A 15,150-nucleotide genomic window follows, 5' to 3' on the forward strand; every position below is an offset into this window, starting at 1 on the left:
TACCCAGATTAAGGAGAATACGGTAAGAAGAGTTAAAGTTATATGACATCAACACGACCTTTTTTTTCTTATAAGGCCCCTTCTGCCAAACCATTAAGTGAACGAAAAAATAGATTTCTTAAAGGTAAAGAACATGCCGCATACCAATTGGTAGTTGAAGACTATCAGCCAATTATTCAACATTACATACACAAATATGGGCTTGATAATCTCGTTGTTCTAATTAATGGTACAACCGAATTTGGTCAAAAAATGGTATCTGAGAATATCGCAGATCTCCAAAAGGATGTCGATTTATTTGAAAATGAAGACATACAATACGCCATTTTAGTTAGGAATTACTGGGTTCGGCCCTCGTCTACAATGCCCGCTCCGTTCTACTTAAATAAAGTAGATCATAAAAGTACGGATTTCTCACCTCATTATGAAGAATTATATCATGCGATTAAGGAAGAGTTTCTAGACGACAATGACAGAATGAAAGAGCTAAGCCGGGAAGAGCTTAAACGATTAAATCAAATATGCTTAAATTTAAACTGTCGAAAAAAATTAGAAGAATATAGAGTGAAAATACTCGAAGATTTAAATCTTCGAAAGAAAAAAGTGTGTTTAAGCAAGGGACAAGCTCTAGAGGAAATAAAAAAAATCCAAGCCAACTTAAAAGAAGGTGAATCTGTCATTTATTTCTTTACGAATAATGTACGGGTTGGACCTGCACACTTTGAGTTTGTTCAAATTAAGAAAGATGAAATAATTAAGCCGATTCATTGGTTCTTACATAATAGCAATATTATTAACCAAAATGATCTCAAAAATATCTTTATTCCTGATGTATCTGATTTTGTTTCACCTTACCTCAAGCCGCAATATTTACAACCCCAAGTAGATGAGGTGAGCTGTGGCACACTGGGAATTTTATATTTAAAAGAACTCTTAAAAAATAAGGGACAGCAATTAGACGACTTTACATTAAGTTTCACTTTATACAAGATACATAATCGTGAACTAGGTAAAGGTAATTTATTTTTTCCTTCACCGCAGGTTCTACGCTATTCACAGTCCAGTTTTTATAACGATGTAATTTTAGCTATGGTCAAAAATGATCATGAGGTTTCCATTAAATTTAAAGGCATTAATTATAAAATAAAGCCATTAAAAGTGATTTTAGAGGATTCAATTAAATTCGCCCAAAGTAAGGGAGATTTGACCGTAGCAGAAGAAAATAAAAAAATACTTAAAAACCTTCCTGCATATCGGAAAAAATGGCTAATAGAATATGAAATTGCAATACAGAAAAGAAAGGACATGCAGGGAGATAAGTACAATGTGTATTTAGCCTACTCCAGTAAACGAATGCAAGCCCTGGCACATCATCCAGAAGGACTACAAAAAGAACGAACAGACTCTCCTGAGCTCGACCGTGAAAAGGCGGTAAAACGCCCTTCTCTTTTAGAGCGTATTAAAAACAATTTACACCAAGCAAAAGAGAAAAAATTTCCTAAATCCTATTTATTTCATCCTTTAGATGCAATCACCACAGTGGTTGATAATCCTCTCTACAAAGGGGGAAATACTCGAGAAAATCCACTTTATGAACCTAAAAGTACATTTTGATTAACATGGATTGGCTATAAGAATCCTATGCTAAAACATTTTTATAGCCTCTCGAAGAGAGTAACTGATTCTCCACCAACGCAGCCTAAGTCTAAAACCACGGATCAAAAAACTCTCTTCTTTCTTTATTTTTTGACTTATCCTTTGTAGACTCTTTGTCTTTGCCATCTTGGTTTGCATCTGTTGCGGTGCTCTGTTGATCATTGGTTGCCAATTGCATGGTGTATCCTTTTTTAATCTGTCCCTCGCTAGAAAAAAACACCATCTCGGCAGCTAGCGCCTTAGGAGAAGTGACAACTTCAGAAACTGACACTTTTTGATCTCTAGAGACAATGTCTTGAAGTTTTCTGCCAGCAAAATTGGTATTAACGGATAGTGCAAAAATGATTAATCCGTTAAACATAAAATAAATAATATTTTCTATAAGTGAAACACCAAATTGCATTAAAATGGGAATGATTATTAAGAAACTTAACACTAAAGCAGTCCATTTTTGTGGTATCATAAATTCAATCCACATTGTATTTGCAATGACCATAACCACACTTCCAGCGACACCGGGAGTCAACATTGACCGTGGGTTTAAAAAATCTTTCCATTCCATGTTTATGTTCCTCTAAATTATCCAAATCTATAGTTTATTATCGATATCAATACGATACCTCCTCGATAAAAAATCTAACTTATTCCGAACATAGTGAAGATCTCTCTCAAATTTGCAATAACCTCTCACCACATTCGTAATACAACTTCTTTAAAAACCATACCATTAAAACGATCTACTATTAAATATCCAGATTCACCCAGAGGGCTGCATGGTCTGAAGCAGCATCGTTCTCCATTTCTATAGTAGGTAAATGCGGGAATAATGTCCCATGTTTTCCACCCCAGACTCCTCTACGTTCGATACCGCCTTCTTCCACTTTTTCAGAAAGTTTAGGAGACATCAGAATATAATCAAACTTGGCTGACGCTGTACCATTGCCATGTGTGCCAGGACGACCATCTCCTAAAAACTTGGGATGAACCATAATGTCAGTCAATGCCGATCCTCCCCTAATAAGTGGATCCATTTCTGCTTCATGGGGGGCCGCATTCAAATCTCCCAATACAGCGATGTAATCATATCCTTTGGAAAGACGCTCTTCATAGATATCACGTACACGCCTTGCTTGACGGAGTCGTTTCGCTGCTGTTGCGCTGCCATACCCTTTGCTTTTGAAATGATTGACCAATAAAAGCAGAGTATTTCCTTGTGCCGTTTTAATTTCATATTCAGCGCAGTCCCGACTGAATATAGTCCCTTTTTCATCTGTGTCATCGATATGACTGTGTATGTCTGTTATTTTAAAAGAACTCTTTGTCATAATGCCTACATCGATGCCTCGCTTATCATTGCCATCAATGAGCATGACATGTTCAAATGGTGTTATTTCGACATACGGTAATACATCATGGTTAAAATGATCCAGGACAATTCGGTCTTCTGCTTCCACGACGCACAATACATCGGTATCAAGAAGCCCTATGACGCGTCCTATATTTTCAATTGCTTTTCCCTTAATAGTCTCTTTCTCAAGCTCAAACCAACCAATCCACTCGCTACGACTTGAAACAGCAATTTCAGGCGGTTTATTTTGTTTTTTAACAAGCAATTTGCCACGAATCTCCCTTAACCGGATGAAGCTGCTTTCTCCTGTTGTAAGAAGCCCTTTATGACGCTTCATAATTGTTAACAACTCAGACTTAATTTCTGGAGTGTAATGATCGTTTTGTATTAGATCGTTCAATTGTTTGAAATCTTCAAGAATTGCAGATCCCATAGCCCAACTGCTTAAATTCATTGCTTTAGCGCGTTCAAACAAGTTCTCTACATTAAAAGTTGCCAACCGCATAGTCATCATCATCTCCTTGAAATAACAGATGGGACTCATAAATTAAATTGTTCTAACTACACGTTCGCATGGGCCTCCAAATGATTAAGAATATAAGGATAGACATCTTTCACTGCATTTTTCCCAAAAATACAGTCTATATGACCATAGTCTGGTATTAGATGTCGCTCATAAAAATCAGTACCATTTTTTTCTTGAAGTAGCTGATAAGTTAGTGCGGTACTTTCTGGAAGAAAACAACGATTTTTCTCTCCATGGATAAACGTAATAGGGAGCGCCAGACGTTCTAGATAAGGGAGGTAACTCTCCTTACCCTCTTCATTCACAATATGTCCTTTGCGAATCATTAAAGCCAAATGTTCAAAGGACTTAATGTTAGCAAACCCAAACATTTCATGAAGAGTATCGTGAGTCATTTGATTCAATTGCGCATGTTCATACAAGGGTCCATATAAAAATGAGATTCGCCTGCAAACGGCACTTTGGCACTGCTCTTTCAAAAATGGATTAACCCATTTAAGCGCACTATCAGCAAGGTGTTGCTGCCAGTTCTCATGGGTATCAGCGTAAGCAGTTAAAGAAGAAATACCCAATTCTTTTAAAACGGAAGGTAAATAGATACCCGCCTTTATTTTCGCAGATTGAGGCGCAACGATATGAGTTGCAATTTGCGAGAAGAGAATTGAACGAACTCCTTGTAACCCTGCTAACATAGCCATACATAATGTAGTAGCCCCAAAACAATGCGCTACCATTTGTACCTTTTTTGCTTTGGTGACCTCAAGAACTTTGGTGACTGCAGCCGGATAATCATAAAGTGCAATATCATCAGCGCTAAAAGAAAGGTGTCTTGTTGGCAAAGCAATGCTCGCACGATAATCAAGTAACCATACGTCATAACCCGCAGCAAAAAGATACTCCAAAAGATTTGTTTCAATTGTATCGATTGAAAAAATTAGGCTTGATACGCCAAGTCCATGTAATAAAATGACAGGTCCCTTATCCCCACCCTGATAGCGGGTCAGGAGAAGGTGTTGTTTATCTGTAGTTAGTACAAAGTGGAGTTCCGGCTTATCCACACTCAATATTCTTTTTTGTCGAGGAGGCACGTTCGGATCAAAAAACGATGTTTTTGCTAAAACTCCACCATAAATCGGGTAAAGTGCTCCCGCAAAAAAATGGCCAAATCGTGCTTTTCCTGTAAGCACTGCGACAGGATCACGCGTATTTAAAATGCGAATTGTTGTTAATTGCTTTAAAAAATCTGCAGGTAAAATCTTTAAAATACCTTTACCGCAAACATGCTTTCCCTTATTCAGCTCATATAACGTAACATTCAGCGTCGTAGTGTCTTGCCAAATATCAAATCCAGGACCATTATGAATCAGTTTAAATCCATCTAATTCATAGTGATTTCCCTCTACAGAGTTAAGTTTAAGCTGATAAATCATTTTTTTAGTAGCCACATCGCTTTGCGAATCAACAAAAAGCTGAAATTCTCCTTGTTCTACCACTAGAGGCTCCTTAGAAAATGCTGGAATTGACACCTCCCCAATGATTTTTGCTCGATGTTGTGAGTCAGCCAGCATCTTATCCAAACTCTCAGTAACAATGGTGACTGTAAATTCAATAGGTAAAGAACGCTCATCCACATAAGCGTTATAATAATCATCTAAGACCGTCGTTGATAATCGACCACGCATCGTTTCAGTAAATAACAAACCGACTTCGTCAATATCAGTTGGAATCGGTTTTTGTGTCGGAGAATGCAGTGCATAATCAATCATCCAAAATCGATCTTTAGCTAACAGAAAAGCAACACGCTCTGCTAACGCTGAGATAGTTAATAAAGGATTTACGCCAAGCGATCGGGGTATAATGGATCCATCACATACATATAAACTGTCGTAAACAGCATCTCCTACTGTGTTGCAAAATACCTGTCCTTTATGATTTACCACCCCTTTTGTGGCATCATCGCTCATCACACAGCCGCCAAGCGGATGCACGGTAATAAGCGTATGTTCCGTTGTTGCACTCCATACAGGATTTGCGATAAACGTCCCTCCCAAAGACTGACTCGCATTTTCCAGGATTTTATTCACATGAGAAAAAATCGCTTGCTCCCCTACTTTTGGCCAGAAAATACATAATTGATCTTTATCTAAAAGCAACTTTCCATCTCTATTGTCATGAGACATCACTAAAAATATTTGCGTATGATCCATTGCATTAGAATACGCGCCTTGATTTAGTTTACCTGCTTGTAATTGCGCAGAAAGTGCCATAACTTGAGGTAAAAAAGTAGCCAAGCCTCCTGGTATAGCCCCCTCTTCAATCACGAGTCCTTCATTCAACTGAGAGCGATGACGCATATCAATAATGCCCGTAATACAGGGACCAACCGGTATTCGCTCTTCGGGTGAATCTGCTCCAAAACCAATACCATGGATAGGTTCTTTATTGTTGTAACTGAAAGCAAGAACATCGCCATTGCCAGTAAAATATTCCCCAACTCGTTCAGAAAGTTGTAATCCCTTTGTTTTTGATCGCAACAAGAGCTCGGTTGAACCCAATGCCCCCCCTGCCAAGATAACAAGATCAGCAGTGATAAAATGGTGTTTATGTAAACCATCCTCTTCCACCAGATCGTGATAATAAATAACCCATCGTTCCGCTATGCGTTCTATGTAATGCACTGCGATTTGCGTAAAGATAAATGCGCCATGGTTTTTAGCATCAGGCAAATAATTCATGATTAGCGTATTTTTTGCAGCATAATTGCATCCCGATACACAATCACCACATAACGTGCAGGCATGTTGTATAACCCCAACATGATTGATTCCCTCCTGGAAGGTAACATTTATGGGGGGTCGATAAAACGCCTCTTTCAGAGTAGACGCAGATTTCTCCAGAGCTTTCATTTTAGAGAGTGACGGAAATGTCTCTGGATAAGGCATTGGTTTGAGCATTTCTTCAGCGTACTTATATCCGTCTTGGAGAAGAGTAGGTACATCATCTTGTAATGCTTTCGGCCAACAAGGATCCTCAAACACGCGTTTTTCCGCGCGCAAAGAAACATTTGCATTAACAAGAGAGGTACCGCCTAAACCACAACCTACAAATGCACTGATTTCTTTATCAAAATAGATGTGATAGAGACCTGTAGGTGACCCACAGCAATCTGGCAAGCCACTGATTTGGAGATTTTTCAGGATGTCTAACTCATTATTTGGGTATTCCCCCACCTGAAATTCTTTACCTTTTTCTAAAAGGCATACACATTGTCCCGCGCGAGCAAGTCGTGAAGCAATAATGGAGCCCCCATATCCTGATCCAATCACCACAATAGGGTAATGGCTTTGCAATGTATAATGAGCAGAAGAAAGCCTTGACATCACGAGATCCTCCTGCTTATTCCACTTAATTTTATGGGTTTTTCGATAAGCTCCGGAGCAGTTGCCTTGGAATCATCAGGTATCAAATCAGGCCCTGCAGTATTTGATTCTTTCGCTTTCCATTTACGAGGTACTTTTCGCACACCAATTGGATAAATAGTCACCTCGCCCGTAGGTTCAATTTTTATTCTAAGAAAATTCTTCCAGTCTTGAATGGCAAGAGAAGAAAAAGCCTCGTTACTATGACGACCAAATCCATTAAGTGATAGAGACAAATAAATGCCCATGATGCAGGACCCAATGATCCACCCCCCTATAAAAATGAGTACCCCTGTTAAGAGCAATTGAAGCGTCGAATCATATGGAAGCCCGAGATAGGCACAAAACACAATTGCTGCCCAGCCTAAAAGAAATGCAGCAAATAAATGAGATATGCTATGGAGTGTACCTGCAATAATACGGTAGTAACGTGAGTGCGTGTCAGTAAAAACTATGAATCCCAAGATAACAGCAACAATCCAAAATAGCCCCATAGGTGTTTTTAAAGCCTCATTGATTACCTTACTCATCACCGTTCCAAAATCACTTAGGCCATAAGGACTTAAGTCAGTTTTTACCGACCAATTGGTTAGCACATAAAATAAACCGGTGATGATTCCAAAATAAGGATTTAAGAAAAGAAAAGCTAAGTTTCGCCAACATAATTTTCTTGATATGGCTGGCTCTGGAAAACTTTTTTTCAGGTTAAAATTCCCTGGTAAAACAGATACATCTTGGCCATGGGTGGATGAAGAAATGCCCCTCCGCCGCCTGCAATAATTTTTTGAACCTTATCAGGATTTTCATGTCGGCGGTAATGATGCAAATCACCGGTAAGAAACATTTGAACTTTATTTTTGAATAAAACCGTCTCTAGAAAAGCGAGATTATTTTGATTGTATTCCGGATCAAGATCACCATAGGATTTTGCATAAATCCACTCAGGTTCAGCAGCACAAATGATCACTTTGTCCTGTTCATTCATTTGTGATGCAACCCATTTTAAATATTTTATTTGCATATCATCGATTTCTGAACTCAGCTGAATATCAGCACCAATGATCCACCAATGGTAAGGTAATTTTATAGCAAAATAACTTCGATCCTGCTGAGTACGCCAACCTGCAAACCAGCGCTTTGCACAAAATAAACGGGTAAAATTAACAAGACTGTCATACCAATCATGATTACCAGGTATGACATAGAGATCTGGATGTGGTTCTGTTGTTTCACGAAGTGCCGTAGTATAAGGAGTAACCAGACGGTTTTTATACTGGCTACGACCAGCTACCGGATATACCGAATCTCCTCCAAAAATTAAAACGGAACCGCGCTCTGTTACATAATTACTCCCGTCTTCATCGTGCACTGTTAAAGAAGGTTGAGAAATATAATAGGCAACTGTGTATGTTGAATTCCACCCATCACCTAAATCGGCAACATAATCTATCCAAAATTCTTTTTGAGCTTCAATCTGTGTGTAATCATAGAAGTTCTGACTATTGGATGTTGAAAGGGCTTCAATTAAACGGTAATCCGCATGCCTACCAAATACTAATGAAATAAAAACATCGATTGCAGTTTTACAGAGCTGAACAGGATCATACCATGCCACCATTTTTTGCGGTGGAGGAGGTGGCTGTGGGTGCGCATTTGTAGACATATCCTTGTCTCCTTCATGCATCTCAAGTAAATCTCTTGCATGGCAAATAAACGCCCAATTTGTACTTACTTTGTTAATTTTAGACGAAAATTGCTAGAAAATCAAAGAAAACTAGCACAGGTAAAAGACCAGTCAGACGTTATGGAGCCTGACATTTTTTCTTATCTTAGGATACGGAGCGAGGAAACAAGAGGATACTCAAAAACCAAACAGTGCTGTATCTTTAAAAAGTAAGCCAAAGAGTTTAATCTCAAAGGTACTTGGGATGGGAGAAGAGCCAGACAAAACATCAATCCTGAAGCGTAGTTTAGGACCCTCTCACCATATATCAATCGGCCGAAGAGGACGGAAAACGCAATTCGTAGCTTGCTTTTCCTTACTATCAAAAAGGATTCTCTTTTTGAAATTTTTTGGAGTTTTTTATGTTCATTCGACTATTGGTTGTAGCAATTTTAGAATTCTTGTATTGCACTAAGGTACTTGCTATCGTACAAGTACCTCCTATCTCAGGGAAAATAAATCAGGTAATTTATATCACTTTGGATGGTGTTCGTTGGCAAGATGTTTATCAAACTCACGAACATTTTCCAAAATTTTGGCAAAAGCACGCCAGCAAATTTATTTTTTACGGAGATCCTGCAAGCAATACTCCTATGTATACCGCTTCAGTGCCAATCAGTCTTCCTTCTTATCAAAGCCAAATGGCAGGGGCAGTACAACCGTGTGCAGGAAATGAGTGCGGCAGGATTAAAGTTGAAACATTGCCAGAGAAAATTATTCACCAATTGCATGTACCTAAAAAGAAAGTGGCAATTTTTTCCTCTTGGCCTGAAATTGGCTATGCTGTGGAGCACGTTGCGGGGACAACGTTCAGTAATAACGGAAATGAATTTGTCTACGATCCTGATAATTTAAAACCTGATGATGTGATGAAAGAATTGAATCAAAAACAACTTAATGACCATCCTGAAGGCAAGGATCGTGATGATTCATACACTTTTGCACAAGCATGGCATTATTTTATTACCTATAAACCTCTATTCCTATGGATATCATTAGATAACTCCGATGAGGCGGCACATGCAAATGATCTAAAAGGATATCATCAGGCCTTATCCTATTACGATGAAATGTTAGATGAAATTTTAAGCTATTTACACACTCAGGGAATAGGCAAACAAACCCTGGTCATAGTAACTACAGATCACGGTCGCGGTGATGGCAATAATTGGGTAAATCATGGGCCTAAGTACCCAGAATCCAGGAAAATATGGGCCTTTGTGATGAACGGAGAATTGGTTCCAGTCGCCCAAGATAAGGAGAAAGGACAGTATAGTTTATTGTCGGTTCGTCCCACCATAGAAAAGGCATTAGGCTTAGTTGACCAGTAGTTAAGCAGGCAAAAAGATTAAGAGAACAGAAAAATACTTATTCTAAAGTTTACAGTGATCCCTAAAAGACTGTCATCCCTGCATAGGCAGTCTTTTTAACTTAAAAATAAACAGTTCTTTAAACAAAGTTTGGCGTGTTTTTTAGCGACAGTATCTACGCTTATTAAACTATAATGAAATGAGATAATGATTCCAGGAGCTTAATCTGAAGGTTTGCACACATATCGGTGTTGCACTTATAATTAGTGCATTTACCTTAATATTACCAACGTCAGGCAGTGCCGTCATTATCCTTGATAGCACCTTCAAACAGTTTGGCTTTAAAAAAGCGGAATCATTAGCATTGGAACCTCAGTTTTCATCCTTAATCTATCTTGAGGCTGATTCAGGATCTGGCTCTGGTGCTTGGATAGGTAATTATGCAGGACATGGTTATATTCTAACAGCTGCTCATCTGTTTTCCTCCGATATGAAGGCCAATAGCTATTCTTATTTGAGCCTGGATGACACCGAGTATGAGGGTGAGGCAGTTTTTCTACACCCGCTTTGGAATGGAAACCTAGATGATCGTACAGGTTATGATTTCGCTATTGTACGCCTAAAAGAAGAAGTTTCTGATGCCGGAACCCTGCCTTCCCTTTATGACGGTACGTCTGAAAAAGGAAAAATACTCACTTTTATCGGCTATGGCTGGCGTGGTACCGGCACAAAAGGACAAGATACCTCAATTGAAACAGGGGATAATCCAGCTGCCGCTGAAGGTTTAATCGAATCGGTTGTAGAAGCTGTTGAACCCGTTCCTTCAAAAAAGGATGCAGGTAATTATCTTGGGATATGGTTACCCAAAGAAAATGGGAAACTACCTAATCCATTTAATGATAATGACGCGACCAAACCAGTATCTCCCTTATGCGGTATTCTGGGTTCAGGAGATAGTGGCGGCCCTGCATGGATCCAAACAAAAAACGGCTGGGCCATTGCTGGAGTGAATTCGAATGGCAATAACAATGCAGCTTACGGTGATTTTTCTTGGTTTGCTCGCGTAAGCCCGGCAAAGCAATGGATTAAAAGTATCGTGCCATCTGCACGCTTTATAAAATAATTTCAGTTAAGAAATGTAAGGTCTTTTTACACGAATTGAAAACTACAGCAAATTATCGCTCATGATTGATTTGTAAAAATAGTCCTATATTCCCCAAGATAATTTATTTAAAATACAATATCATCGTTTTATAGTTGTAGATGGGTTCTTGTCACAATGTACTCCATACCCACTACAACTGACTGGAAACGGATTAAAAATACTTAGAACGTACCTTCCGAGGATAAAAAAATGGATCCGGTTACCCATGCAGTCTTAGGGGCTGCTTGCTCTCAGGCAATTTTATACAAACACGATAAGCAGAATGCGTGGCTTGTAGGCGGCTTAGCAGCAATGGCGCCTGATTTGGATATATTCATTCGGGCATCAGACAACCCGATGCTCTTTTTTCTCTACCACCGCCACTTCACCCACTCTCTACTTTTTATTCCAATAGGTGCTTTAATCGTTACTTTAGCCTTACTCATTTTTAAACGCTTTCGAACCAATTGGCAATTTACTTTCTTCGCAGCGTTGATCGGCTATGCAACACATGGGCTACTTGATGCCTGTACTACTTATGGAACAGTTTTATTTTGGCCGTTTTCAGATGCCAGAGTAAGCTGGGATATTATTTCTATTATTGATCCTTTTTTCACAGTACCTTTATGCTTAGGGCTAGTCTCTACTCTTGTCTTTGATAAAAGACAGCCGGTGATCATTGGTTTAATACTCGCAGGTTCATTTATGCTATTTAATATAGCTCAACATTATCGGGCAATGGCAGCCTTTCATGATGAACTTGCCAAACTCCAGTTAAACGCAAAAAAAGTAGGTGTGTTTCCTAAATTCCTAAGTTCAACACTCTGGAGGGGAATTGCATTAGCAAATAATCGCGTGTATGTCATTGATGCTTCAGCTCCGCTTTTTAAAAAATCAAGCAGTCAGTTTATAAGAAGTTTTCCTCATTTTTCTTCACAAGAATTACCCGATTATGTTAAAAACTCCCCTACGTTATTGCGCGATTTTACTATCTTTAACTGGTTTACTGATAACTACCTCATTTTCGTAAATAATAAACCGCTCCTGCTCGCTGATGGACGGTTTTTAATCGACGCAAATGCTACGATTGCACTTTGGGGCATTCAGTTTTTACCTTCCCAACCGCATGTGAATGAACTGAACTCGATACATATAGGGAATTACAAACCATGAGCCAAAATACATCGTCGAGACAGACAAAAAGAAAAAGGCAGACTTACATCTAAATGTTCAGAACATTGAGCCATAGTTCGATTAATTATGGGTATAACTCAAAATAAAGTAAACCAATATACCTCCTGAAGCTTTGTTTAAACCTGATGATTAGAGATATAATTAAAGAATGTTCTGAAGTATTTCAAGAATGAAAGTAAAACCATAACCATTTTATTATTCATACAACTTATGTTTCATATTGCACTTTACCAACCTGAAATCCCTCCAAATACGGGAAATATCATTCGATTATGCGCCAATACTGGAGCAAAACTGCATTTAATCCACCCCCTTGGTTTTTCATTACACGAAAAAGCATTAAGACGTGCGGGTTTAGATTATCACGAATGGGCTTCCATCGCCCAATATGAAAATTGGGAAACATTCATCCAGCAACATCATCAAAAAAGGATTTATGCATGCAGCGCTAGGGCTAAGAAATGTTACTCAACAGTTCAATATGCTGCAGAAGATATGTTTTTGTTTGGACCAGAATCCAACGGGTTACCTAACGAATTGATACAAGAATACACCTCGCTCTATATTCCAATGCGTGAGAATAATCGAAGCCTAAATCTTTCGAATGCGGTTGCTGTTATTTTATATGAAGCATGGAGACAATTGGATTTTGATTGAGTATTAATAAAAATCCTTCCTACGCATATCTTTTCCAGGGTTCAGAAATCTTTACGTGGTTTATCATCACTTCCCATCACTTACATTGAACACATTCAATAAATCGAAATTGCATACATTTTTATTGACACGATACAAGCAAATCATTTATATTCAACAAATGGATAATTTATGAATACAGATTCAAATGAATCATTTTTTAAAACTTATAATACTGGTAGCAACTTTCTTTATATATTCATGCGAAAAAAAAGATGATGCGGATTTTCTGCATTTCGCTACCGCAGCAGAGTATCCACCTTTTGAATACAGCGATCATGGAGAGATAAAAGGTTTTGATATTGATTTGGCAAAACTAATTGCTAAGGAACTTGGAAAAAAAGCTGTTTTTGACAATATGCAATTCAGTACTGTTCTTCCTGCAATAAGCTCCGGACAAGATGACATTGCTATAGCGACAATCTCGGTTACTGATGCTCGAAAAGTCAATTTTGATTTCTCTGAACCCTATTATTTTGAAGGCATGGCCTCGGTGTATCACTCTGAGCAGCCCATTACAACACCCAGCCAACTTAAAGGAAAAAAAGTAGCAGTACAGCTTGGAAGTATTATGGAGATTTGGTTGAGAGAAAATTATCCGCAGATCGAAATTACTGCACTGGATAATAACAATCAGGCTGTTGAAGCTTTAATTGCAGGCCATGTTGATGTCGTTTTAATGGATGGAGCCCAAGGTAAGATCTTTAGTAAAAAAAATGCAAGACTCTCTTATTCTGTAATTGCTAAAGCAGATCATGGATACGCATTAGCGGTCAAAAAAGGATCTCCGTTAACAATACAGATTAATAAGGCGTTACAAAAACTTAGGGCAAATGGAGAAATACAAAAACTAGAACATAAGTGGTTAAAGGATTCATTATGAATAAATTAACTCAAAAACCTCTCCTTATTTGCGAAAGAATAGTCCTACCTTGGTTACATACAAAGTATCAAAGAGGTGCTATTTATTTACTGTTTTACCAAGGAGGCTAAATATGTCCCATTCCCCAGTTAAAAATACTTTAATTCAAAGTGATCATTCCGAACCTATTAGTGAAGTAACAACCAATACGTTTGTGATTAATCTACAACAAGCCATATTTGATCTTGAAACAGGGACCCATCACGCTGAAACGCTGGCCACTAAATCTTCAGAAACAATCAATACATCATCTACGAAAAAAATAAAGCATTTCCTTACAGGAACCGAATTAAGTACTGAGGAATTGAAGCATGTTTTGGAAAAAGCTAAAGTGCTGAAACAAACACCTTCCTTTTACAGTCAATCTCTACTCAGTAAAAGTCTTGCCATGATTTTTGAAAAGCCTTCTTTTCGAACCCGCTTAAGTTTTGCTATGGCCATTCAAAGTATGGGTGGAATAGCTATCGAAAGCGTGGGTAACACGCGAAAACAGGAAACTCCGGCAGATATGGCTCGAGTTTTAAACGGTTATGCTGATTTTATTATGCTGCGAACCCATGCTGATGAGACGTTACTGGAAATGGCAGCTTATGCAAAAGTACCCGTAATTAATGGTCTTTCAGCGTTACATCATCCATGCCAAATTCTTGCCGATTTACTCAGTCTATGGGAGCAATTCGACTCACTGGACGGGCTTACTGTCGCTTATATTGGTGATGGAAATAATATTCTTCATAGTTTGATGCTGCTTGCCCCTCAATTAGGCATAACGATTAATTACTGCTGCCCCCAATCCCGTCAGCCTAATGGCTCGATTATCAAACAAGCACAAGGTATTAAAAAAGATATGATTTATCATTTTTCTAAACCTGAAGAAGCGGTTAAAAATGCGGATGCAGTCTATACTGACGTTTGGACCAGTATGGGCTTTGAAGTTCAGGATAATGAGCAAGCCTTTCAAGGATTCCAGGTAAATGAAACCTTGATGTCTTATGCGAAGCCTGAAGCAGTATTTATGCATTGCATGCCCATGGAACGCGGAAAAGAAGTATCTGAGACTTTACCGGACAGCCCTTCCTCCATTATCTTTACGCAAAGTGAAAATAGGATGCATGTGCAAAAAGCATTGCTGTTATTTTTAAATTTATAATCTATTTTTACCGACAAGTACTCCCTGAGCTGCAACAAGCATAGCTACATGCAGCCAGGACT

At 38.5% G+C, this 15,150-nt stretch carries 12 protein-coding genes; 7 read left to right on the plus strand and 5 right to left on the minus strand.

Annotation, left to right across the window (positions count from 1 at the left end; genetic code table 11):
- Positions 1 to 42 precede the first annotated feature (42 nt).
- Positions 43 to 1,614 (plus strand): hypothetical protein, encoded by a 1,572-nt coding sequence (locus tag Lani_RS14530; RefSeq protein ID WP_019235551.1) that lies wholly within the window; start codon positions 43 to 45, stop codon positions 1,612 to 1,614.
- A 91-nt stretch (positions 1,615 to 1,705) separates the two neighbouring features.
- On the opposite strand, the gene Lani_RS14535 is transcribed toward Lani_RS14530, so the two are convergent.
- The 5 genes from Lani_RS14535 to Lani_RS19835 form a co-directional block, all read right to left on the minus strand.
- Positions 1,706 to 2,218 (minus strand): hypothetical protein, encoded by a 513-nt coding sequence (locus Lani_RS14535; RefSeq protein ID WP_019235552.1) that lies wholly within the window; start codon positions 2,216 to 2,218, stop codon positions 1,706 to 1,708.
- Positions 2,219 to 2,399: 181 nt separating this feature from the next.
- Complete coding sequence (locus Lani_RS14540) at positions 2,400 to 3,515, minus strand: endonuclease/exonuclease/phosphatase family protein (protein ID WP_019235553.1); 1,116 nt, start codon at positions 3,513 to 3,515, stop codon at positions 2,400 to 2,402.
- Between the two features lie 50 nt (positions 3,516 to 3,565).
- Positions 3,566 to 6,910, minus strand: coding sequence for an alpha/beta fold hydrolase (locus tag Lani_RS14545; protein ID WP_019235554.1), 3,345 nt, complete (start codon positions 6,908 to 6,910; stop codon positions 3,566 to 3,568).
- The gene (locus tag Lani_RS19830; protein WP_051045740.1) at positions 6,910 to 7,479 is read right to left on the minus strand and encodes a hypothetical protein; all 570 of its coding nucleotides are present in this window, start codon (positions 7,477 to 7,479) and stop codon (positions 6,910 to 6,912) included. The genes Lani_RS14545 and Lani_RS19830 overlap by 1 nt, the downstream gene beginning before the upstream one ends.
- Positions 7,480 to 7,649: 170 nt before the next feature.
- Complete coding sequence (locus Lani_RS19835) at positions 7,650 to 8,612, minus strand: metallophosphoesterase (RefSeq protein ID WP_051045741.1); 963 nt, start codon at positions 8,610 to 8,612, stop codon at positions 7,650 to 7,652.
- Positions 8,613 to 9,034: 422 nt separating this feature from the next.
- Here Lani_RS19835 and Lani_RS14560 point away from each other — a divergent pair, with 422 nt between their 5' ends.
- From Lani_RS14560 to argF, 6 genes are all read left to right on the plus strand, one after another.
- On the plus strand, positions 9,035 to 10,003 hold the full coding sequence (locus Lani_RS14560) for an alkaline phosphatase family protein (protein ID WP_019235555.1): 969 nt from the start codon (positions 9,035 to 9,037) through the stop codon (positions 10,001 to 10,003).
- Positions 10,004 to 10,346: 343 nt separating this feature from the next.
- Complete coding sequence (locus Lani_RS14565; RefSeq protein WP_019235556.1) at positions 10,347 to 11,105, plus strand: trypsin-like serine protease; 759 nt, start codon at positions 10,347 to 10,349, stop codon at positions 11,103 to 11,105.
- A 231-nt stretch (positions 11,106 to 11,336) separates the two neighbouring features.
- Entirely contained in the window at positions 11,337 to 12,299 is a 963-nt protein-coding gene (locus Lani_RS14570; protein WP_019235557.1) for a metal-dependent hydrolase, read from the plus strand.
- A gap of 231 nt (positions 12,300 to 12,530) precedes the next feature.
- Complete coding sequence (locus Lani_RS14575) at positions 12,531 to 12,977, plus strand: tRNA (cytidine(34)-2'-O)-methyltransferase (RefSeq protein WP_019235558.1); 447 nt, start codon at positions 12,531 to 12,533, stop codon at positions 12,975 to 12,977.
- A gap of 187 nt (positions 12,978 to 13,164) precedes the next feature.
- Positions 13,165 to 13,899, plus strand: a complete 735-nt coding sequence (locus Lani_RS14580; protein WP_019235559.1) for a substrate-binding periplasmic protein — start codon at positions 13,165 to 13,167, stop codon at positions 13,897 to 13,899.
- Between the two features lie 112 nt (positions 13,900 to 14,011).
- Positions 14,012 to 15,088: an ornithine carbamoyltransferase gene (gene argF, locus Lani_RS14585; RefSeq protein ID WP_019235561.1), complete on the plus strand. Its 1,077-nt coding sequence runs from the start codon at positions 14,012 to 14,014 to the stop codon at positions 15,086 to 15,088.
- Positions 15,089 to 15,150 lie beyond the last annotated feature (62 nt).

It is taken from the genome of Legionella anisa, from assembly GCF_001467525.1.
GTDB classification, from domain to species: domain Bacteria; phylum Pseudomonadota; class Gammaproteobacteria; order Legionellales; family Legionellaceae; genus Legionella; species Legionella anisa.

Excerpts from the sequence above, each read along its gene's own strand:
- Lani_RS14540 (WP_019235553.1), bottom strand. The coding sequence starts at position 3,515 with ATGACTATGCGGTTGGCAACTTTTAATGTAGAGAACTTGTTTGAACGC.
- Lani_RS14535 (WP_019235552.1), bottom strand. The coding sequence starts at position 2,218 with ATGGAATGGAAAGATTTTTTAAACCCACGGTCAATGTTGACTCCCGGT.
- Lani_RS14580 (WP_019235559.1), top strand. The coding sequence starts at position 13,165 with ATGAATCATTTTTTAAAACTTATAATACTGGTAGCAACTTTCTTTATA.
- Lani_RS14575 (WP_019235558.1), top strand. The coding sequence starts at position 12,531 with ATGTTTCATATTGCACTTTACCAACCTGAAATCCCTCCAAATACGGGA.
- Lani_RS14560 (WP_019235555.1), top strand. The coding sequence starts at position 9,035 with ATGTTCATTCGACTATTGGTTGTAGCAATTTTAGAATTCTTGTATTGC.
- Lani_RS19830 (WP_051045740.1), bottom strand. The coding sequence starts at position 7,479 with ATGAGTAAGGTAATCAATGAGGCTTTAAAAACACCTATGGGGCTATTT.
- Lani_RS19835 (WP_051045741.1), bottom strand. The coding sequence starts at position 8,612 with ATGTCTACAAATGCGCACCCACAGCCACCTCCTCCACCGCAAAAAATG.
- Lani_RS14545 (WP_019235554.1), bottom strand. The coding sequence starts at position 6,910 with ATGTCAAGGCTTTCTTCTGCTCATTATACATTGCAAAGCCATTACCCT.
- Lani_RS14530 (WP_019235551.1), top strand. The coding sequence starts at position 43 with ATGACATCAACACGACCTTTTTTTTCTTATAAGGCCCCTTCTGCCAAA.
- Lani_RS14570 (WP_019235557.1), top strand. The coding sequence starts at position 11,337 with ATGGATCCGGTTACCCATGCAGTCTTAGGGGCTGCTTGCTCTCAGGCA.
- argF (WP_019235561.1), top strand. The coding sequence starts at position 14,012 with ATGTCCCATTCCCCAGTTAAAAATACTTTAATTCAAAGTGATCATTCC.